At 69.2% G+C, this 19,942-nt stretch carries 17 protein-coding genes and 1 pseudogene; 5 read left to right on the top strand and 13 right to left on the bottom strand.

Annotation, left to right across the window (positions count from 1 at the left end; all coding sequences use genetic code 11):
• Positions 1-53: 53 nt before the first annotated feature.
• The 4 genes from AB0P18_RS13470 to AB0P18_RS13455 form a co-directional block, all read right to left on the bottom strand.
• Entirely contained in the window at positions 54-962 is a 909-nt protein-coding gene (locus tag AB0P18_RS13470; RefSeq protein ID WP_363360446.1) for a TniB family NTP-binding protein, read from the bottom strand.
• Between the two features lie 68 nt (positions 963-1,030).
• Complete coding sequence (locus AB0P18_RS13465; protein WP_363360445.1) at positions 1,031-2,878, bottom strand: Mu transposase C-terminal domain-containing protein; 1,848 nt, start codon at positions 2,876-2,878, stop codon at positions 1,031-1,033.
• Positions 2,879-3,021: 143 nt separating this feature from the next.
• Positions 3,022-3,756 carry a TnsA-like heteromeric transposase endonuclease subunit gene (locus tag AB0P18_RS13460; protein ID WP_363360444.1) on the bottom strand — a complete coding sequence of 245 codons (735 nt, stop codon included), beginning with the start codon at positions 3,754-3,756 and terminating at the stop codon, positions 3,022-3,024.
• 382 nt (positions 3,757-4,138) lie between these two features.
• The gene (locus AB0P18_RS13455) at positions 4,139-5,956 is read right to left on the bottom strand and encodes a DUF2207 domain-containing protein (RefSeq protein WP_363360443.1); all 1,818 of its coding nucleotides are present in this window, start codon (positions 5,954-5,956) and stop codon (positions 4,139-4,141) included.
• Between the two features lie 42 nt (positions 5,957-5,998).
• Between AB0P18_RS13455 and AB0P18_RS13450 the strand changes: the two genes are divergently transcribed.
• Positions 5,999-6,439 (top strand): MarR family transcriptional regulator, encoded by a 441-nt coding sequence (locus tag AB0P18_RS13450; RefSeq protein ID WP_344055627.1) that lies wholly within the window; start codon positions 5,999-6,001, stop codon positions 6,437-6,439.
• 2 nt (positions 6,440-6,441) lie between these two features.
• Here AB0P18_RS13450 and AB0P18_RS13445 read toward each other — a convergent pair whose 3' ends face one another.
• From AB0P18_RS13445 to AB0P18_RS13430, 4 genes are read right to left on the bottom strand one after another with little or no spacing between them, the layout of a single operon-like run.
• On the bottom strand, positions 6,442-7,176 hold the full coding sequence (locus AB0P18_RS13445) for an ABC transporter permease (RefSeq protein ID WP_344055628.1): 735 nt from the start codon (positions 7,174-7,176) through the stop codon (positions 6,442-6,444).
• Entirely contained in the window at positions 7,173-7,973 is an 801-nt protein-coding gene (locus AB0P18_RS13440; protein ID WP_363360442.1) for an ABC transporter ATP-binding protein, read from the bottom strand. Before AB0P18_RS13440 ends, AB0P18_RS13445 begins: the two co-directional genes overlap by 4 nt.
• Positions 7,974-8,020: 47 nt before the next feature.
• The gene (locus AB0P18_RS13435; protein ID WP_363360441.1) at positions 8,021-8,311 is read right to left on the bottom strand and encodes a DUF4287 domain-containing protein; all 291 of its coding nucleotides are present in this window, start codon (positions 8,309-8,311) and stop codon (positions 8,021-8,023) included.
• A 39-nt stretch (positions 8,312-8,350) separates the two neighbouring features.
• Positions 8,351-8,956, bottom strand: a complete 606-nt coding sequence (locus AB0P18_RS13430; RefSeq protein WP_363360440.1) for a TetR family transcriptional regulator — start codon at positions 8,954-8,956, stop codon at positions 8,351-8,353.
• Between the two features lie 79 nt (positions 8,957-9,035).
• On the opposite strand from AB0P18_RS13430, the gene AB0P18_RS13425 reads away from it, so the two are divergent.
• Both AB0P18_RS13425 and AB0P18_RS13420 read left to right on the top strand, forming a co-directional pair.
• Positions 9,036-10,220 (top strand): low temperature requirement protein A, encoded by a 1,185-nt coding sequence (locus AB0P18_RS13425; protein ID WP_344055632.1) that lies wholly within the window; start codon positions 9,036-9,038, stop codon positions 10,218-10,220.
• 249 nt (positions 10,221-10,469) lie between these two features.
• On the top strand, positions 10,470-11,531 hold the full coding sequence (locus AB0P18_RS13420) for a hypothetical protein (RefSeq protein ID WP_363360439.1): 1,062 nt from the start codon (positions 10,470-10,472) through the stop codon (positions 11,529-11,531).
• Between the two features lie 143 nt (positions 11,532-11,674).
• Here AB0P18_RS13420 and AB0P18_RS13415 read toward each other — a convergent pair whose 3' ends face one another.
• The gene (locus tag AB0P18_RS13415) at positions 11,675-13,174 is read right to left on the bottom strand and encodes an L-serine ammonia-lyase, iron-sulfur-dependent, subunit alpha (RefSeq protein ID WP_363360438.1); all 1,500 of its coding nucleotides are present in this window, start codon (positions 13,172-13,174) and stop codon (positions 11,675-11,677) included.
• 176 nt (positions 13,175-13,350) lie between these two features.
• Here AB0P18_RS13415 and AB0P18_RS13410 point away from each other — a divergent pair.
• Positions 13,351-13,515 (top strand): annotated as a pseudogene (locus AB0P18_RS13410) (CsbD family protein); the annotation flags it as partial.
• A 75-nt stretch (positions 13,516-13,590) separates the two neighbouring features.
• On the opposite strand, the gene AB0P18_RS13405 reads toward AB0P18_RS13410, so the two are convergent.
• On the bottom strand, positions 13,591-14,046 hold the full coding sequence (locus AB0P18_RS13405; RefSeq protein WP_344055644.1) for an Hsp20/alpha crystallin family protein: 456 nt from the start codon (positions 14,044-14,046) through the stop codon (positions 13,591-13,593).
• A gap of 157 nt (positions 14,047-14,203) precedes the next feature.
• Positions 14,204-14,569, bottom strand: a complete 366-nt coding sequence (locus tag AB0P18_RS13400) for a methylmalonyl-CoA epimerase (protein ID WP_363360488.1) — start codon at positions 14,567-14,569, stop codon at positions 14,204-14,206.
• 82 nt (positions 14,570-14,651) lie between these two features.
• On the opposite strand from AB0P18_RS13400, the gene AB0P18_RS13395 reads away from it, so the two are divergent.
• Positions 14,652-16,547 carry an alpha-amylase family protein gene (locus AB0P18_RS13395; protein ID WP_363360437.1) on the top strand — a complete coding sequence of 632 codons (1,896 nt, stop codon included), beginning with the start codon at positions 14,652-14,654 and terminating at the stop codon, positions 16,545-16,547.
• A 4-nt stretch (positions 16,548-16,551) separates the two neighbouring features.
• On the opposite strand, the gene AB0P18_RS13390 is transcribed toward AB0P18_RS13395, so the two are convergent.
• Both AB0P18_RS13390 and AB0P18_RS13385 read right to left on the bottom strand, forming a co-directional pair.
• Entirely contained in the window at positions 16,552-18,318 is a 1,767-nt protein-coding gene (locus tag AB0P18_RS13390; protein WP_363360436.1) for a beta-galactosidase, read from the bottom strand.
• Positions 18,311-19,867 carry an alpha-L-arabinofuranosidase C-terminal domain-containing protein gene (locus tag AB0P18_RS13385; protein ID WP_363360435.1) on the bottom strand — a complete coding sequence of 519 codons (1,557 nt, stop codon included), beginning with the start codon at positions 19,865-19,867 and terminating at the stop codon, positions 18,311-18,313. Before AB0P18_RS13385 ends, AB0P18_RS13390 begins: the two co-directional genes overlap by 8 nt.
• Between the last annotated feature and the right edge of the window lie 75 nt (positions 19,868-19,942).

Raw genomic sequence — 19,942 nt, 5'->3', positions numbered from 1 at the left:
GGGCGGCACCCTGATCGGCAGCGACCGCACCTGGTCGGGACGGATCGCTACCTTCATGGCGCCGCCGCGGGCTCCGCTGCTGGCGCCGGTGTCGTGCCGAACACCGCGTCCAGATCGAGTCGTTCCGTCCCGGTGTCGATCGCGTCGATGGCCAGCATGTGCAGCATCCCGGTCAGGTCTCCGATCACACCCCCTGTCGCCTGATGCAGCTGGCCGGCGTGTCGGAGGATCGCGCCGGGCTTCTGATCGAGCAGCCCCAGGGATCCTTCGACAGCGATCAGTAGGTCCGCCCACGCTGCCTTGGCTTTGCCGGTGTGCTCGAACTTCTGCAGCCGCATGATCTGGAAGCGGCTGCTGATCTGCCGACCGCGGGTTCCGTCGAGCAGACCGCTGGCCTCCACGTCGACGCCCGCGTAGACGAAGGTGCCGGGGCATTTCTCCGACAGCTGCTTGAGAGTGTCGGAGGCCTCCCCCATCTGCTTGTACTTCTGGTTCAGGTTGTGGATCTCGTCCACGACGATCAGTTCCGTGCCGCACGCCGCGATCACGGTCGCGACCGTGTTCATCAGCTCGCCGGTGTTGTAGTGCGGGCGCAGTGGCAGGCCCAGGAAATGGGCGAACTCGCCGAGCATCAGCTTCGGCGTGCACGACGGCGGCACCGACACGTAGATCACCGGAATCGAGTTCTCATCCCGGCCGATGTCCCGGCGGCGACGCTCGAACCGGCGCGCGATGTGGGTGACGGTGGTCGTCTTGCCGATGTTGGGCTCGCCCGACACGATCACGCCGAGCTTGCCGTGCGACTTGTACTGGTTCAGCATTAGCCGGCGCAGGATCTCGGTCTCGATCGCGGCGAACTGTCCCGTGTGCACCACCGGACCGCGGACCATGAACTGCTTGCGCGCCTCTCGGTTCATCGCCCGGTCACCCGGTGAGAGCCCCTCGAACTCGGTGCGGGACATCGGCATTGGCCGGTCTAGAGTCTCGCCCACGAACGCACCCCACCCTTCCCTGGTGTTCATCGCCGGCGTCATGTCAACCGCTCCCACACCCCGTCGTCGTCCGTCAGCAGCGAGAACCCGCCGCCACGCTCCCAGATCACCTCGTCGCCTTCCGGCTCCCTCGGATCGTCATCGCGCGCGGCAGATTTCGTGACGCTCGTCAGATGCATTGGATCACGGTCGACCTCGGCCGCCCGCACTTCGCGGTTGCGCGTCTTGCCAGGTCGCACCCACTGCGCCCGCTTCATGCGATCGGCCAGATACGCCGCATCCGCGCGCGCTTCCCGGTCGACTTCGGTGTCATTGGAGCGGGATTCGCGCCAGACGTCGCCGCCCATGGGCTCGTCGAGCATGTCGGGTGCGACGCGAAAGGGTATGAACTCGCCGACATGCTCCACCCAGATGAGCAGAGCATTGTGCGGGTCGTAGCGGATCCGGCACGGGCGGGTGGCACCCTCTCCCCCCGTACCGGCTGCGCGCAGCTCCGTGAGGCGGTTCGACTTGTAGACACGGCGGGCGAAGTTGATGCCGTAGTCCTGCAGCGTGCACTTCTTCGATGGCAGCAGACCGATGAAGTCGTCCACGCCGAAGGGCACGTGAATCTCCGGCGCGACGCGACGGTACGCCCGGAACATCTCGTTCGGAGTCAGGCGCCGTCCTGGCAGCAGCGGGTCTGTGAGTCCCTCGTGCGCGCGGTTCTGCCATTCGATCGCGACCCAGTCTTCCAGCAGCTCTTGGAGCTGAGCGAGCGCCAGCACTCCATCGACGGGTTCCTCCCTGCCGCGGCGGTCGACGCTGCCACCCGTGAACCCTTCAAGGTATTGCACGAACCGGGTCACCATCGACTCGAAGGTGCGCTCGACGTGCGGCTTGTCGGTCGGCGTCTCTCTGCCCGCGAAGATCAGCGAGATTCCCAGCCGGGCGCACCCTTCGCGGAAAGCCTGAGAGCGGAAGATCTTCCCGTTGTCGGTAGTGATGGTCTCGGGGAACACGTACGGCTGCGCCAGACGATGCCTGTCAAGGCGCTCCTGGTCGATCATGAACTGGCCCGCCCAGGTCGCGGCCACCCGCTCCCGCTGCTCCCGCGCGCCGGGCGGACGCAGCGCATAAGGGGTGAGTGCCCGGGCGAGTACGCCTGCGAGATCGGCGCTGTTCGTCGCGATCGCCCGCACGACGGCGGCAAGGATCGACCGGGTCGCGACATCGTGGATGATCGTCAGCTCCGCCCGGTTCAGTCGCCCGTCCAGCAACCGGGAAGGGACATCTACCACAGTGCTGTCGATCTGCACGTGCTCACCCGGCCGTAGGGAACCGTGCATCCCGAAGGCGCGGCCGGGCTTGTTCGCCGCCACCTCCCTCGCCCTTGCGGAGGAGTTCAGCTTCCCCGCCGTCGGGTGCTCCGCGATCCTCCGGTACAAGGTCCTATCGCTGGGAAGCGCGACGTCATCACCGAAATCCTCCTCGAGCATCCACTTCACCCGGTCGACCGTGCGACTGTGAGTGCCGGACGAGCGCTTGACGCCGGCGGCGCCGAGCTCGCTCAGCGCGGATGCGACGCGGGGATCCAGCGTCGGCTTGCGACCGTTGTACCGGCGCTTGTCGATCAGACCGACCACGCCCTCTGTGCGATACCGCTGGAACTTACGGCGCACGGTCTCCACCGAGTTCACCTCGATCAGCCGCGACATCGCCGTCCGGACATCCTCCAGCAGGAGTGCGGCATCCTGCCCGGCAGCCACCGCCGCATTCACGATCGCCAGCTGCTCCGCCCAGGCCTCGACGACCAAGCGCTCCTTTTCCGTCAGCCCGTCAAGAAGCTGCACGTCCGCCGGTCCGATCGAGGGTGGCCGCACATCGTGCCAGACGACGTCTGGCATGCGAAGCAGTTCCTCGATCACCACCTCACGGACAAACTCCTCTGACAGCGACCGCAACACGACATTCCGATAGTCGACGGCGACCACCACGAAGTCCTGATCCCCCCAGGTCAGCCTCGTCCCGATCCCGGCGCGCACGACTACTACACCGCCGTCGCACCGGCCGCTAGCGACAGTGACGTCCGGACGTCGAAGTCCAGTCTTCCCCACCACAGCGCCGAGTACACCGCTCCCAGCGGCTGCTCGCACACTCTGTCGAGGAGCTCTGCCCAGTCCGTTAGGGAGTGGCGGTCGCCCACACGTTCGTGGAGCCTCACGTCCACGCGATCGGTGCGCCACCGTGGGTAGCGATAGCCGGACAGGAAGCGCAGATTGCGGTGCTCCTGGGCAGAGATGTCGCTGATTACCGCGTACCCCCAGCCCAGCTGCGCACACAACGCGCTCGTCAGCGAGAAGGTCGCCGCGTCCTCCTCACCGATGTTGGGCTCGGGCTTCACATCGATGAGCATCCCGCGCTCATCCCGGTATCGGACGAAGAAGTCGGGAGCATGCTTGCTGCCAAGGTGCGACCAGTGGATCCACATCGGCTGCGCAGCGATCCCGACCACGTCGCCATCGCGATCGATCCGCATCAACGCAGCTCGCTCGTACAAAGACTCGAACCAGACATGCGCACCGATCGTCGCAGCCCAGTAGAAACCCTCGTAGCTCTGCTTATGCTTCCACGACGCGGGAACCCGCACGCGATCCACGGTCTCGAACGGGACGTTCACCACATCCAACGCGTCGAGCCGGGCAGCACGCCCGCCGCGCACGAACTCGATCTGTGCGCGAGGCACCTCAGTCGTGGACCTGGCCTGCCACTGGGTCAACTTCATCCGCTCTCCGATCTCGCGACCTGTTCAGTTGGAGAGGTGAACCTGACGCGGCCAGGGTACGACCGCGAGTCGCATCGGCAGCGCCGACGGAGACGGCGTGTCACAGAATCAATGGCACGGACGACCGATTCACTGACACGACCACAAGATCAATGGCAGGAACTACAGAATCACTGTCATCGGACAGCCACTCAGCAGAAACATCACGAAAAGATAACGGGCGGACTCTTCCCTTTCGTTACCTCGCCGTTATAGAGTGCAAGCACGGAAGTTGTTTGCTGTGGCAACGACCGCATGTGATTGCAGGACACTCTTGGTGCAAGGGACAAGGGCCGGTCGGGAGCCTCTCCGACCGGCCCTTACTCTTGCCCGGTGTGCGCGCTCAGACGCCGCCGCCGCCCCCGCCGCCCCCGCCGCCGCCGGCCGAGCCGCCCCCGCTCGAACCGCCCGACGTGGACGACGATGAGGCCGAACTGGCCGAGAGCGAGCCGATTCCCGACGAGAAGGACGCGGCGCTGAAGCCGTGGCTCCCGGCGTACCAGGTCGGCGAGCTCTCCGGCCCGTAGAGCACCGCGAGGCGCTCGGCCCACTGTTTCTCCTGCCCGAACACGACGGCGTACGGCAACAGGGCCTCGTACAGCTTCAGCATCTCAGCCGGATCCGACGGATCGATGCGCACGCGCTCGGCACCCTGAGGCGATTGCAGCATGCGGATGCGATCCGCCTCCGCCCATTCGATGAACTCCTCGAGCCCGCGCAGGTGATCGCGCACCTCCGCACCCTTCGCGGAGAGGGGGTTGCGGGAGATGAGGACGATCACGACGAAGAACGCGAGGAAAGCGCCGATCATGGTCAGGATCGGGATGAGCGGGAACACCGAGGCGTCGAGGGCGAGGAACGCACTGAACACGACCGCCGCACCCGTCGCGACCATCGCGAGGACGGGCCACGCCCGCACACCACCGGGGATCTTCTTGCGCAGGCCTCGGCGGGTGAGCTCGCCGGTCGCTGCCTTCAGGATCCGCTGCGCCGCCGCCGACAGCCGCGTGTCGGTGCTGCCGAACTCGTATTCGGCGCCGGGCTCCATGAAGGGGAAGAGCCCCGCCAGCAGCGCCCGGCCGTCGCCGTCCGCACGCGACGGGTCGACGAGCTGCGCCTTGAGCTTGACGCCGCCGAACAGCTTCCGCTCCCCCTCGACGATCCGGATGCTGCCCACCACCGCCTGCTCGAGGACCTCGGCCGGGATCGCCTTCGACGTCTTGCCGAGCAGCACCGCGCTCTCCAGCGCGTCCATGCCGGGAGGCGGCGTGTACTCCGCGATGATCGTCGGCCGTCCGGGCTCGTCGCTCAGGCGTCGGACGCGCGTCGCGATCGCGAAGACGAGCGCGGCGAGCGCCGCGAGCGCCGCGAAGCCGTTCACCCAGCCCCACGGCGAGGCGAGGTAGGAGTCGTCGAACGGCGCGAACGTGCCCTGCGCGAAAGCGACGGAGATCGTCATGGTCTGATACGCCGGCACCGGCGCGGCGGTCGCCTCGAACGTCACCGCGCCGTCGGGGGCGGCATCCGAGGACAGTCCGCACGTGTCCCCCGACCCCTGGTAGCCGAGGTAGCAGGCCTGCCCTCCTGCGAGGGAGTCCGCCAGATCCGGCGGGACGATCAGCCGCACCGTCACCCGCCCGAAGTCCTGCTGCCACTCGGTGCCGTTGACGTCCCAGTAGAACTCGTCCACACCGGTGTCGGAGAAGTACCGCGCGACGTTCTCGAGCTCGTAGGTGAAGACGTACGTCTGCACGCCGCGGACGTAGTCGTCGGCGCGCGAGGTCATCGAGAACATCCCGTCCTCCGACGCGGTCTCGGACGCGCGCGGGTTGCCCTCCCCGTCGGTGATCGAGATGAGGCGCGGGTTCAGCGGAGCATCGAGATACGAATCGGGGATGCTGCGCCGCATGCCCCTGTTCTGGTCGTAGTCCGGGAAGCGGGCGACGAAGGTCTCCTCGACGAGCAGTGTGCTCGTGCCGTCGTCCGTCCGACCGAGCGTGTACTGCACGTCCAGGCTGTCGAAGGAGAAGTCGTTCACGTTCGTCGAGACAGCGGTGCTCTCTTCATCGCCGAAACTGACCGTGCACGCGGTGAGCACGGCGATCGGGAGGACCGCCAACGCGACCAGCGCGACCAGTGCGCGCCACATCTTCTGCCCCATGAGGGCCAGCCTAGAACGGGCCGCTTGTCTTACAGTGGTGCCATGAGCGACCGGCGACTGGCGATCGATGCCTGGGAGAGCCTGTTCCGCGCGCAGCACGAGGTGTTCACCGAGATCGCGTGCGACTTCGACGACACGGGTCTGTCGCAGGCCGAGTACGACGTGCTGCTCACCGTGACGCGCGGCGACGGGATGACCGCGCGCCTGCGCGACGTGACGGCCAACATGCTGATCAGCCAGCCGAGCGTCTCCCGCCTCGTGGACCGGATGGCCGCGCGCGGACTCGTGACGAAGTGCGCGGACCCGGAGGACGGCCGCGGCGCACTCGTCCGCGCCACCGCGGAAGGCGCAGGCGCCTTCCGCCGTGTCGCCTCCGCCCACGGTCGCTCGATCGCCGACCGGATGTCGCTGCTGAGCGACGAAGAGCTCGCGCAGCTGCGCGATCTCACCGCGAAGCTGCGGTCCCGACCCGCGGGCTGCTGAGGTCAGTCGGTTCGCCGCCGCAGAGTGAGCGCCGCCACGACGAGCGACCCGACCGCGAACGCCGCCACGATCAGGATGGGTCGGATCAGATCCGCACCTTCGTCGCCCGCCGTGACGGCATTGACCGCGTCGATGGCGTAGCTCAGCGGCAGCCAGTCCGAGATCGCGTACAGCGCGGCGGGCATCTCGTCCCGCGGCATGAACAGCCCGCCGAGCAGGATCTGCGGGAACACGAGCAGAGGCATGAACTGCACGGCCTGGAACTCCGTGTGCGCGAAAGCGCTCGCGAGAAGGCCGAGGGCGGACCCGAGCACCGCGTCGACGACCGCGACCAGTCCGAGCTGCCAGACCGGCCCTTGCACGTCCAAACCGCACGCGAGGACGGCGAAGGCGACGGTGATCACCGCCTGGACGGTCGCTGCCAGACCGAACGCCAGCGCATACCCGACGATGAAGTCGGCCTTTCCGAGCGGTGTCGTCATGAGCCGCTCGAGCGTTCCCGACCGGCGTTCGCGCAGGGTCGTGATCGAGGTGATGAGGAACATCACGATGAAGGGGAAGAGCGCGAGGATCGCCCCGCCGAACTGATCGAACACTCCGGCCTGCTCGCTGAAGAGCCACGCGAAGAGTCCCACCAGCAAGCTCGGCGCCACGAGCATGAGCGCGATCGACCGCGGGTCGTGGCTGAGCTGACGGAGCACGCGGCCCGCCGTGGAGAGCGTGCGTGCGGCGTTCACAACCGCCCTCCGCTCCGGCGCGAACGCCGGCTGGGTGGATGCCGATCGCCGTCGTCCGCGCCGGCGATGAGCGCGAGGAAGGCCGCGTTCGGGTCGGAGGTGCCCGTGTCGGCCAGCAGGGACTCCGGCGTGGTGTCGGCGATGACGCGACCGGCCCGCAACAGGATCAGGCGATCGCAGCGGACGGCTTCGTCCATGACGTGACTGCTCACGATGAGCGTCGCGCCACGGTCGGCGAGCGAGCGGAAGATCGCCCACAGCTCGGCGCGCAGGACCGGATCCAGCCCCACCGTCGGCTCATCGAGCACGATCAGCGCGGGCGAGCCGAGCATCGCCACCGCGAGGGACACCCGGCTCTTCTGCCCACCGCTGAGGGAGGCGACCGTCTGGTCCGCCTGATCCGCGAGGCCCACCTCGGCGATGACGCGCGCGATGTCGCTGCGGGGCGCTCCGATGAGGCGGGCGAAATATGTCAGGTTCTGACGGACCGTGAGGTCGTCGTACACCGACGCCGCCTGGGTGTCGTAAGCCACACGGTGCCGCTGCAGCGCGGAGCCGGCCGGCTCTGCGAGAACCTCGACGTCTCCCCCGGCGATCCTCTGCACCCCGACGATCGATCGGATCAGCGTGGTCTTGCCGCATCCCGACGGACCGAGGATGCCGGTGATGCGGCCTCGGGGAATCGCGAGGTCCAGGCCGTCGAACACGACCGTACGGCCCCGCGTCACGCGCAGCCCGCGCACGCTCACCGCCACATCAGCCGACGCCGACAGCGCGGCATCCTCGATATTCATCATGCGATGAATATCGCGCCGCGTGCGCGGCGCGTCAAGACCCGCGCGCGTCAGCCGGCGGGGTTGCTCGCCTTGCCGTCGAGCCAGAGTGTGTCCGTCGCGTCGCTGTGCGTGCCGCCGGAGCCCACGTGCTTCGCGTCGATCCGATCGCCCTTGGTGATCACGCGCACGAGTGCCATGGCATGGCCGCGACCGAGACCGTAGTCCTCCGCGAGCCACGCGATGATCTCGCCGGCCTTCGTTCCGGGTCCGAAGCCTCGGGCGTCCGCGAGGGCGACGAACTCCCGCGGCGTGAGCCCGGTCTTGCCTTCGATGTTGTCGAGGTATGCCTGAAAGGACATACTTCCTCCGTTCGGTTGCGCGGCACGCCGTGAGGGGCGTCAGCTGGTGAGATAAGCCTGGACTGCGGGGCCGACACGCCGGACGATCTCGTCGACGTCGGCGGAGGCGAGGGCCGGCAGCTGCAGCACGTGGCGGGCGATGAGCAGTCCGGCGATCTGACTGGCCACGAGGGAGGCGCGGAGGGCGGCATCGGGGACCTGGAGCCGGCGCGCGATGCGCCCGATCAGTTCGCGTCGCAGAAACCCGGCGAGCAACGGGGTCGTGAGGCGGTTGCCGATCCCGGCGCGCAGCAGCGTGATGCCGCGCGTGCGCACATCGGGGTGCTCCCACGCCTCGAGGACGTAGCGGACGATCCGCTCGCCGAGTTCGTCGTCGGGTCCCTCCAGAAGCTGCGGGATGTCCAGGTCGGGACGCATCGGCGCACCGACCACCTGCGTGAAGAGATCCGCCTTCGTGCCGAAGTAGTGATGGACGAGCGCGGCGTCCACGCCGGCTCGCGCCGCGATGCCGCGCATGGTCGCACCGTCGTAGCCCAGCTCTCCGAACTCATCGACCGCGGCTGAGACGATGCGGTCCTGTGCGTCCGACTCGCCGCCCTTCGGGCGACCGCGACGCCGGGGGGTCGGCACCACGAACTCGGGCATGCGGTCAGCCTAGACCGGGTGCCGCAGCGACCGGCGGCGGCATCCGCGTCCACGGCCCGGGACGGTGCCAGGATGAGGCATGACCTTCGGGATGCGGCGCGATGTGCTGCGGCCGGCCGACTCGTCGCGGGCCGACCGCGTGACGTACGTCGAGCTGTTCTTCGACCTCGTCTTCGTCTTCGCGCTGACGCAGCTCTCCGCCTACCTCTACGAGAACCAGACCCCGCTCGGCGCCCTCGAGGGCGTGATCATGGTGTGCGCGCTGTGGTGGACATGGGTCTCGACGACGTGGGTGACGAACTGGCTCGATCCGGTCAAGCTCCCGGTGCGCGGCGCGGTGGTCGCCCTCGCGTTCGTCTCGTTCGTGATGAGCGTCGCGATCGCGGAGGCCTTCGGCGATCGGGCGTGGACGTTCGCGGTCGCCTACGTCGTGCTCCAGCTCGGCCGGACCGCGTTCATGGTCTGGGCGACGCGGCGACACGGCGCGGCGGTTTCGCAGGACTTCACGCGCATCCTCGTCTGGCTCTCGGCGGGTGCCGTGCTGTGGATCGGCGGCGCGCTGGCTCCCCTGTCGCTGCAGCTGCCGCTCTGGGCCGCAGCGCTCGGCGTCGAGCTGGTCGGGACGATGCTGGGGTACCCGGTGCCCGGCCGAGGGCGCGTGGATCTGGCCGCGTGGGACGTCTCGGGTCCGCACATCGCGGAGCGCACCGCCCTGTTCGTGCTGATCGCGCTCGGCGAGGGGCTCCTGGTCACCGGCTTCGCGTTCGTCGCCACGGAGTCCTCGCCCGAGAGCATCGCCGCGATGATCGCGGCATTCGTCGCGGCGGCATCCGCGTGGTGGATCTATTTCGATCACGGCGAGCGCATCGGCGCGGAGGCGATCGACGCGTCGCCCGCGCCCGGTCGTCTCGTGCGGACGGCCTACACGTGGATCCACCTCGCGATCGTGGCGGGGATCGTCCTGCTGAGCGTCGGCGACAAGGAGGCCCTCGGCCACCCGCACGAGCACGATGTGCCAGCGACCGTGGTCACCCTCGGCGGACCTCTCCTGTTCCTCGTGGGGACACTTCTGTTCCGCCGGGTGCTCGAGCATCGATGGGTCCGTGCGCAGATCGCGGGCCTGGTCGGCATCCTGCTGCTCATCCCGGCCGCCCTCGTCCTCGACGCCCTCGGCGAGTCCCTCGCGGTCGCCGCGGTGCTCGCGCTCACCGCAGCGGCCGAGACCGTCGCCCGCGTACGACGGGGGCGGCGCGCCGGGGGCTGAGGTCCGGGGGCTGGCCCTTCGCTGGACACGATGCGCGGCATCCGCGCTTCACGGACCGCAGATCAGGTCCACCGAGCGGCCGCACCCCGGGCTTCGGTGGGCGGAATTCGCCCCTTCGGTCGCGAGTGCGCAGCGCATGGCGTCCACCGAACTCCGGGCCGTTCCTCCCCAACTCCCGTGCCGCTGCGGTTTCTGCACCGCTTCGTCCGGCTCGCCCCGACGGGGCCGGCCCAGGGGAAGGGTGAGGGGATGCCGCGCCGCCCGTCACCGCTTCCCCCACCGCTCGGCGACACATTCTCGGTGCGCGCAGCGCGCGAGGCCGGCGTGACCGGCGCGCGCCTCCGCGCGCGAGACCTGGAGTCGCCCTTCAGCGGAGTGCGGCGTCTGCGACCGCCGGACGAGGTTCCGCAGGACCACGACGACTCTCCGACGGCAGCGTACGCACGGATCGCGACTGCCCGGCTGGTATCGACAGCGCACGCGTACGGCACGGTGATGTCCGAAGAGGCGTTCTTCTGCCACGTCACCGCCGCCGCGATCTGGGGCCTGCCGCTGCCGTTGCGCGTGCTCCGCATGGAATCCCGATCGAGTCCGACCGGCACGCGGGGTGAGCGGCCGATCGATGTGGGCGTCCGCCTTCCACGGCGCGGCCCACGCGTCTCCGGCGTCCGGACACACCGGCTCGCCGGGGAGTTGCTCTCGGTGCGCGAGGTCGGCGGACGGCGCGTCACGAGTCCGGCCACCACCTGGGCCCAGCTCGCGGAGGAGCTGACCGTGGACGAGCTGATCATCGTCGGCGATGCGATCGTGCACCAGCCCCGCGGCAGGAACGCGATCAAGGGCGCGCCCGGTTCGGGTCTGGCGACACTCGATCAGCTCGCCGCGGCGGCGACCGCGGGCAGGAGAACCGGGGTGGAGAAGCTCCGCCAGGCGCTTCCCCACATCCGGGCCGGGAGCATGTCACCGCCGGAGACGCAGCTCCGTCTCGCTGCGACCCGAGCGGGGTTACCCGAACCGGCGCTCGACTTCGACGTCCTCGATCCGAGCGGTGCGATGATCGGCTTCACAGAGCTCGCGTATCCCCGATGGATGATCCTGATCGAGTTCGAAGGAGACCACCACCGTGTGAGTCGTGCCCAGTGGGACCGCGACATCGAGAAGCACGCCCGCTGCGTCGAGCTCGGCTGGAACGTTCTGCGATTCACCGGCCGGCATGTCTACCCGACCCCGGAGCCGGCCGTCGCGAGGATCCGTGCCGCGCTCGTGCGCGCGGGATGGCGCTCCGGACCGGAGCCGCGCACCGCGCGTTGACTCGGTGGACGGCATCCGTCGACACGGCGCCGACGTCAACGCACAATGCGTCCACTTGCGCCCTGCACCGCGAACTCGGTGGACACCATCCGAGGCGACCGCCCGATGGATGCGACGCATCCGGCCCACCGAACGCCCGGCGCTCAGCACTCGATGACGTTCACCGCGAGGCCGCCCTCGCTGGTCTCCTTGTACTTCGTGGACATGTCGATCCCGGTCTGACGCATCGTCTCGACGACGGCGTCGAGCGAGACGTAGTGACTGCCGTCGCCGCGCAGCGCGAGGCGGGCGGCGGTCACGGCCGTCGACGCGGCGATCGCGTTGCGCTCGATGCACGGGATCTGCACGAGTCCGCCGACCGGATCGCACGTGAGCCCCAGGTGATGCTCCATCGCGATCTCGGCGGCGTTCTCGATCTGCCGGTTCGTGCCGCCCATCACCGCGGTGAGCCCGCCCGCCGCCATCGCGCACGCCGACCCGACCTCGGCCTGACACCCGCCCTCGGCGCCCGAGATCGACGCGTTCGCCTTGAACAGCGACCCCAGCGCGGTCGCCGTGAGGAGGAACCGACGGATGCCGCGCCGGCGGTTCGCCTCGGCGACGAGCTCTTCGTCCACGACGTCGGGAACCACCGGCCCGAGCTGCTGTCGGGCGGCGAAGCCGAGCAGGGCGCTTCCGACGAGCTCGCCGTGCGGCGTCACCGCGTTGCCGACACCCAGCCCGGAGTCGGCGAGGAAACGCCACCAGTACATCGCGACGGCGGGGAGGATGCCGGCCGCTCCGTTCGTGGGAGCGGTGACGACCCGTCCGCCGGCGGCGTTCTCCTCGTTCACGGCGAGCGCGAACGCGCCCAGCCACTCGCCCGGGAGCTCGCGGTGGCCGCCGGCCTCCGCGTCCTCGAGCTGCGCACGGATCGCGCCCGCGCGGCGTTTGACGCGCAGCATCCCGGGAAGCACGCCGTCCGAGTGCAGGCCCGCCTCCACGCACGCGGCCATGGTGTCCCAGATGCGGTCCAGCCCCTCGGCGATCTCCTCGTCCGACCGCAGCGCCTCCTCGTTCATGCGTGCGGCTTCGGCGATCGTGATGCCGCGCTCGTCGCACAGCGCGATGAGCGCTTCCGCACTGTCGAACGCGAGCGGATACGCGTGTGCGGCGACGCGCGGCGGCTCGCCCTCGCGCCGGATGAACCCGCCCCCGACGGAGTAGTAGGTGTCCGCCGCCAGGGGTGCGGCATCCGCCCCCCAGGCCTCGAGCGTCATCGCGTTGGGATGCCCGGGCAGGCGGGTGCGCGGCGCGAACGTGATGTCGGCCTTCTCGAACGGCACCGCGTGCGTGCCGGCCAACAGGAGCGATTCGCCCGCCGTCCAGTCGGTCCACGCCGCGCGGACCTCTGCGGGCTCGACGGTCTCGGGCGAGAGCCCGCGCAGGCCTGCGACGACCGCGTCGGGGGTGCCGTGTCCGATGCCGGTCGCGCCGAGCGACCCGTACAGGGTGCAGGTCACCCGTGTGACGCGATCGAGCAGTCGCGCCTCGCGCAGACGGGTCGCGAAATCGTGGGCCGCCCGCATGGGGCCGACCGTGTGGGAGCTCGAGGGTCCTACTCCGATGGAGAACAGCTCGAACGCCGAGACGTATGCGCTCACACGCTCCAGGCTACGCCGCCGGCTCGTCGACTACTGGATGCGCGCGACCTGGATGCGGATGACGGTGTCATCTTCCGGGTGCTCTCGAGCAACCGGTCGGCGACGCGGCCCGCCACGTCACGGGCGGAATCGCGCGGGGTCGGTCGGGCCCTCATCACCACAACGAAGGAGATGCCATGGGCATCGGAGACGACATCAAGAACAAGGCCGAAGAGCTGACCGGCAAGGCCAAGGAGGCCATCGGCAAGGCGACCGACAACGACAAGCTCGTCGCGGAGGGCAAGGCCGAGCAGGCCAAGGCAGGCGTCAAGCAGGCGGGCGAGAACGTGAAGGACGCGTTCAACGGCGACAAGTCAGCCGTGGACGACGATGCCCCCGGACCGCGAGGTCCGGGGGCATCGTCATGCGGTCCGGGCTTACTGCTCGACCGGCTGAGGCGCGTCGGCGCTCTCGTGGGCGCGGATCACCGGGGATTCGGCATCCGTGGACACCTCGATCTTGCGCGGCTTCGCCTTCTCGCTCACCGGAATCGTCACGCTCAGCACGCCGTTGCTGTACGTCGCGGAGATGCGCTCGGTGTCGATGCCCTGGCCGAGGTTCAGCTGCCGCAGGAAGCTCGCGGCCTCGCGCTCGCGGGTGATCCACTTCACGCCGTCGCCCGCGGTCAGGGTGCGCTCGGCACGGATCGTGAGCAGCTGGCCGTCCACGTCGATGTCGACCGAGCCCGGATCGATGCCCGGAAGATCGGCGGTCAGGACGTAGTGGTCGCCGTCCCGGTACAGGTCCATCGGCATCCGTCGCGGACCGCGGCGCGGGTCGAACAGCGTCGACGCGAAGCGGTCCAGTTCACGGAACGGGTCGTAGGTGGCCATGATTCACTCCTTTGTCGTCGTCCGGATGCTGCTCCGGAGGGTTCTGAGAGTTGAGTCGGTATGACTCAACTACGCTGAGATTAGCACTCGAGGCAGGAGAGTGCCAGCCGTTCGCTCACGGCGAAGAGGGCCGGACGACAGGGCGGCGAACGGCGGCTCAGCCGCGCTGGAACGCGACCAGGCCGACGGCGTTGCCCTCGGAGTCTCGGACGAACGCCTGCCACTCCTCATGCCCGACGGGGCCGAGCAGATCGCTGTCGTGAGTGAAGATCACGTGCGGGCGTGAGATCACCTCGGCCAGTCCCTCGAGACGCTCGAGGGACTCGTGCACGTTGTCGACCTGCAGGTACAGCAGACCGGCCGGCGCATTGCGATCGAGCAGGAGCCGCACCCCGTCGAGATCGAAGAAGACCAGTCCGGCGTCATCGAACCGCGCGGTGGGAGCAGTCTCCAGCAGCACCGTGTAGAAGTCCGCTGCGCGGTCGAGATCCTCCACGCGCTGCGCCACCTGAACCAACCGCATGAGCGCCCCCTCGGCATCCGTCATCGACAGTCTGTCAGCCCTAAAGTGAGTGCAGGCAACAGCGTCGCGAAAAGGGAGCCCCATGCCGAGACTCACCGCCGAGTGGACGAGCGACATCGACGAAGTCCGCCGCCTGGCCGCGGGAGCCGCCGGAGAACCCGATGCCGCGTTCGCGCGTCGCTTCGCCGAGCACTTCCCGACGCTGCATCCGCTGTTCGTCCAGCTCTACGGCACCCGCGAGGACGGACTGGAGCAGCTCGCGGCGGTCGTCGCCGAGGCGGCCGCCTCGTGGAACGCCCGCCCGCTCGAGCTCAAGGCGCGTGACGACCTGCGCGAGCAGAATCCGGAGTGGTACCTGTCGAACCAGATGCTCGGCGGCGTCTGCTACGTCGATCGCTACGCCGGCGATCTGCAGGGGGTGCGCGAGCAGATCCCGTACTTCCAGGAGCTCGGTCTGACCTACCTGCACCTCATGCCGCTCTTCGAGAGTCCCGAGGGCAACTCCGACGGCGGCTATGCGGTCTCCAGCTATCGGCACGTGAACCCCGCGCTCGGCTCGATGGACGACCTGGCCTCGCTCGCGGCGGACCTGCGCCTGGCCGGCATCTCGCTCGTGGTCGACTTCATCTTCAACCACACGAGCAACGAGCACGAGTGGGCGAAGAAGGCCGTCGCGGGAGAACCCGGCTACGAGGACTTCTACCTGATCTTCCCCGACCGCACGATGCCGGACGAGTACGAGAAGACGGTGCGGGAGATCTTCCCGGACGATCATCCGGGCAGCTTCGTGCAGCTACCCGACGGGCGATGGATCTGGGCGACGTTCTACCACTTCCAGTGGGACCTCAACTACGCCAACCCCGCGGTCTTCCGCGCGATGGCCGGGGAGATGCTGTTCCTCGCGAACCAGGGCGTGGAGATCCTCCGGATGGACGCCGTGGCCTTCATCTGGAAGCAGCTCGGCACGGCGTGCGAATCACTGCCCGAGGCGCACCTGCTGCTGCGGGCCTTCAACGCGGTGCTGCGGATGGCCGCGCCGAGCCTGCTGTTCAAGTCCGAGGCGATCGTGCACCCCGACGAGGTCGTCGAGTACGTGTCGCTCCAGGAGTGCCAGCTGTCGTACAACCCGCTGCAGATGGCGCTCACGTGGGAGGCGCTCGCGACCCGCGACCCGCGCCTGCTGCAGCAGGCGCTCGAGCGTCGCCACGCTCTGCCCGCCGGCACCGCGTGGGTCAACTACGTGCGCAGCCACGACGACATCGGCTGGACGTTCGCTGACGAGGATGCCGCCGAGTTCGGCATCGACGGGTTCTCGCATCGCCGGTTCCTCAACGACTTCTACGTGGGGCGCTTTCCCGGCAGCTTCGCCCGCGGCGTGCCCTTCCAGGAGAACCCCAAGACCGGAGACGCCCGCATCACGGGGACGACGGCCTCGCTCGCGGGGATCGAGGCGCGGGATGCCGGAGGTGTGGACCGCGTGGTCCTCGCGCACGCGATCGCACTGTCCACCGGCGGGGTTCCGCTGCTCTACCTCGGCGACGAGGTCGCGCAGCTCAACGACTACTCCTACGTCGACGACGAGGCGACGGCGGGCGACAGCCGGTGGGTGCACCGGCCGAAGCGCCCGCAGCAGCGCTATGCGGAGCGGTCGGATGCCGCCACCGACGCGGGCCGCGTGTTCCGGGGTCTGACCGACCTGATCCGCGCGCGGCAGGGCACGCCCGAATTCGCCGGCGGCGAGCTCATCGGCTTCGATGCGAAGCACCCGGCCGTGCTCGGATTCCAGCGGCCCGGCCGCGATGCGCTGATCCTCGTGCTCGCGAACGTCGGGGACGACCTGGCGCTCATCGATCCGCGCACCCTGAGCGGTTTCCTCGCCGACGCGATCGATGTCGTCACGGGAGACGAGGTCGACCTGACGCACGGCCTCGCCCTCCAGCCGCACGGCTACGCGTGGCTGCGCGTCCGATCGCTCTGACGACTCAGAAGTCGGTGTGCCCGAGATCCGGTCTCGGGGCGAACCGCACTTCGGCCGCCGCGGCGTGCAGCTCGAACACGACGAGTTCGTTGTCTCCGGCGCGCAGGATGGGCGCGGGCACGTAGAGCGTGTGCTGCGGACCGCGGGACCAGTACCGGCCGAGCGGGTGCCCGTTGATCCACGCCGCCCCCTTGCCCCACTCCCGGGTGTCGAGGAACAGATCGGCGGCCTCGTCGAGCGTGAAGGACGCCCGCGCGAAGACGGGACCGCTCAGGGCATCCGGCGCGACGGCGGCCGATCCGGCCAGGGCGCGCTGGATCGGTGCGACGTCGCCGAGGTGCAACGGCAGCACCTGCCACCCGAGCACCGGCTCGCCCTGCACCCGGACGGTCCCGATGAGCCCCTTGTGCTCGCCGATGCGCTCGCCGTAGTTCACGCGCCCCTGGTCCTCGACGAGCAGGTCCAGCGTCCCCCGCGCGTCGGCGGGGAGAGCCAGCCGGCGGTCGTGGTGATCCCGGGCGAGGACTCCGACGGGCGCGCCGTTCAGGCTCACCAGGACGCGGTCCCTGACCTCGCCGATCTCGAGCACCGCGGGCCCAGAGACCTCGATCTCGGCGCGGTACAGCACGAAGCCCTCGAAGATCCCGAGGTGGTCCATCGTCGGCGGGGTCCGATGAGCCTGCCAGGATCCGAGCACGTCGAGGATGTCCGCGAGAGCGGCGACGCGGTCGAACGCGCCGACAGGCGTGGGCGCTTCCGCAGCCGGCGCCGGGATGCCGGCATCCGTCACCGTCGTGTACCGCTTCAGCACGTCACGGAACGCCCAGTACTTCGCGGTCGGGTCGCCCGCCTCGTCGAGCGGAGCGTCGTAGTCGTAGCTCGTGATGAGCGGCTGGTAGACACCCTTGTCGTTCGCGCCGTTCGTGAAGCCGAAGTTCGTGCCGCCGTGGAACATGTAGAGATTGACGGACGCGCCGGCCGCGAGCAGGTCTTCGAGGTCGCGCGTGGACTGCTCGACGGTCGTGGTGTGGTGGTGCGCGCCCCAGTGGTCGAACCAGCCGTCCCAGAACTCCGAGCACATGAGCGGACCGGTGGGCTGATGCGCGCGGAGGGTCGCGAGACGCTCCGTCGAGCGTGAGCCGAACGACGCCGTCTTGTGCAGTCCCGGGATGCTGCCGTTCTCGAGCATGTCCGGGTGCGGCTGGTCGACCGTCGTGAAGGGCACGGTGAGTCCGATCGCGCGATTGATCGCGACGAGCTTCTCGAGGTACACGGGATCGGAGCCGTACGCCCCGTACTCGTTCTCGATCTGGACGAGGATGATCGGGCCACCGCGGTCGATCTGGCGGGGCTCGAGCACCGGCGCGAGCTGGCGCATGTAGCGCTCGATCGCCGCGAGGTACTGCGGCTCGTCCCGACGCACGCCGACGGTGCCCGAGGTGAAGAGCCATCCGGGGAGGCCGCCGTTCGTCCACTCCGCGCAGATGTACGGACCCGGGCGCACGATCGCGTGCATCCCCTCGGCGGCCACGTCGTCGAGGAAGCGCCCGAGGTCGAGGCCACCGCTCAGGTCGAAGACGTCTTCGCTCGGAGCGTGCGCGTTCCACGCGATGTAGGTCTCGATCGTGTTCAGGCCCATCTGACGGGCTTTGCGGATCCGATCCCGCCACTGGTCGGGGTGGACGCGGAAATAGTGCAGCGCCCCGGAGAGGATCTGGAACGGTGCGCCGTCGAGCTCGAAATGCTCGGACCCGATGCGGAAGTCAGACATGTGCGGCCTCCTCGACCGGGGAGAGCTCGATGACCGACCACGACAGGGCCGGCAGATTCACGGTCAGGGTCACCGCGTCGCCGCCGTGATGCACGACCCCGCCCGGCAACGGCACCATGCCGATCGGGGCGGCTTGTGCGGTGTTCACGGTCAAGCGGTCGCCACCGTCCGGAATCGAAAGGGTCTCGGCGCGCGTGAGGGCGACGGATGCCGCTCCCCCGGCGACGCGGAGCTCGAGGTCGGCGGCGTCCGAGGTCGAGCGGTTCGTGATGAAGACGCGGATGCGGCCGTCGTCGGTCACCGTGGCGGCGGCATCCACCGACAGCGTGGAGCCGTACCGCGACGTCACGACGTCGGGGGCGTCCACGGCGCACGCGACGACGCGTCCCGCGGCGAGAGCTGCGGCGCGCTGGAAGGGGAAGAAGGTGCTCTGCCGCCAGGCGGCCCCGTCCGGCTCGCAGCGGATCGGCGCGATGACGTTCACGAGCTGCGCGAGGTTGGCCATGCTCACCCGGTCGCTGTGGCGCAGGAGCGAGTTCAGCAGCGAACCGACCACGACGGCATCCGTCACCGAGTAGGTGTCCTCGATGAGCCGGGCGTGCTCCGGCCAGCCGCCGGTCAGCACGGCGTCCTTGTCCACGTCATTCCAGCGGCTCTGGTACCAGACGTTCCACTCGTCGACGCTGATGCCGACCGGGTGCGCACTGTGCGGCCCGGCGCCCGCTTCGTCGATGATCGTCGCGACCGTGTCGATGTAGCGATCGAGTGCACTGCCGGACGCGAGGAAGCTCTCGGCATCGCCGTCGTGCTCCTCGTAATAGGCGTGCAGCGAGATGTGGTGCACGAGGCCGGCGGTGTGGCGCAGCACCGTGCGCTCCCACTCGCCGAACGTGGGCATCTCCGCGTTGGAGCTGCCGGCTGCGACCAGCTCGATCGTCGGGTCGATGAAGGTCATGAGTCGCGCGGTCTCAGCGGCGAGGCGCCCGTACTCGTCCGCGGTCTTGTGGCCGATCTGCCACGGACCGTCCATCTCGTTGCCGAGGCACCACAGACGGATGCCGAACGGCTCGTCGGCGCCGTGGGCTCGGCGCCGCTCCGACAGCGCGGTGCCGCCGGGGTGGTTGGCGTATTCGAGGACGTCGGCGGCATCCTGCACGCCACGCGTGCCGAGGTTGACGGCGTACATGAGCTCGAGATCCGCATCCGCCGCCCAGGCTGCGAACTCGTGCAGTCCGACCCGGTTCGTCTCGGTGGCGTGCCACGCGGCATCCAGCCGGACCGGGCGTTCGTCCTGCGGGCCGACGCCGTCCTCCCAGCGGTAACCCGAGACGAAGTTGCCCCCGGGATAGCGGACGGTGCTCGCGCCGAGCTCGCGGACGAGCTCCAGCACGTCGCGGCGGAAGCCGCGTTCGTCAGCGGTGGCGTGCGTGGGCTCGTAGATGCCCTGGTAGACGCTCCGGCCCATGTGCTCGACGAACGTGCCGAACAGGCGGCGGTTCACGGGAGCGATCGTGTCCGCGGGGTCGATGGTGATGCGGGCGTCGAGCACGGGGAGTCCTTCGGGTGGGTTGGGGAGGGGCGACGGCCGCCGGCCGCCGCCCCTCGGAGATCAGGGTGCGTCACC

This window comes from Microbacterium sp. NPDC064584 (assembly GCF_040687315.1).
GTDB lineage: Bacteria > Actinomycetota > Actinomycetes > Actinomycetales > Microbacteriaceae > Microbacterium > Microbacterium lacus.
Note: the sequence above shows the minus strand (reverse complement) of the source record. Positions and strands in the feature narration are given on the sequence as shown.

Coding starts and splice junctions, on each gene's coding strand:
- AB0P18_RS13465 (WP_363360445.1), bottom strand. CDS start 2,878: ATGCCAGACGTCGTCTGGCACGATGTGCGGCCACCCTCGATCGGACCG.
- AB0P18_RS13405 (WP_344055644.1), bottom strand. CDS start 14,046: ATGGCCACCTACGACCCGTTCCGTGAACTGGACCGCTTCGCGTCGACG.
- AB0P18_RS13395 (WP_363360437.1), top strand. CDS start 14,652: ATGCCGAGACTCACCGCCGAGTGGACGAGCGACATCGACGAAGTCCGC.
- AB0P18_RS13420 (WP_363360439.1), top strand. CDS start 10,470: ATGCCGCGCCGCCCGTCACCGCTTCCCCCACCGCTCGGCGACACATTC.
- AB0P18_RS13425 (WP_344055632.1), top strand. CDS start 9,036: ATGACCTTCGGGATGCGGCGCGATGTGCTGCGGCCGGCCGACTCGTCG.
- AB0P18_RS13430 (WP_363360440.1), bottom strand. CDS start 8,956: ATGCCCGAGTTCGTGGTGCCGACCCCCCGGCGTCGCGGTCGCCCGAAG.
- AB0P18_RS13440 (WP_363360442.1), bottom strand. CDS start 7,973: ATGATGAATATCGAGGATGCCGCGCTGTCGGCGTCGGCTGATGTGGCG.
- AB0P18_RS13450 (WP_344055627.1), top strand. CDS start 5,999: ATGAGCGACCGGCGACTGGCGATCGATGCCTGGGAGAGCCTGTTCCGC.
- AB0P18_RS13435 (WP_363360441.1), bottom strand. CDS start 8,311: ATGTCCTTTCAGGCATACCTCGACAACATCGAAGGCAAGACCGGGCTC.
- AB0P18_RS13460 (WP_363360444.1), bottom strand. CDS start 3,756: ATGAAGTTGACCCAGTGGCAGGCCAGGTCCACGACTGAGGTGCCTCGC.
- AB0P18_RS13455 (WP_363360443.1), bottom strand. CDS start 5,956: ATGGGGCAGAAGATGTGGCGCGCACTGGTCGCGCTGGTCGCGTTGGCG.
- AB0P18_RS13470 (WP_363360446.1), bottom strand. CDS start 962: ATGTCCCGCACCGAGTTCGAGGGGCTCTCACCGGGTGACCGGGCGATG.
- AB0P18_RS13400 (WP_363360488.1), bottom strand. CDS start 14,569: ATGCGGTTGGTTCAGGTGGCGCAGCGCGTGGAGGATCTCGACCGCGCA.
- AB0P18_RS13390 (WP_363360436.1), bottom strand. CDS start 18,318: ATGTCTGACTTCCGCATCGGGTCCGAGCATTTCGAGCTCGACGGCGCA.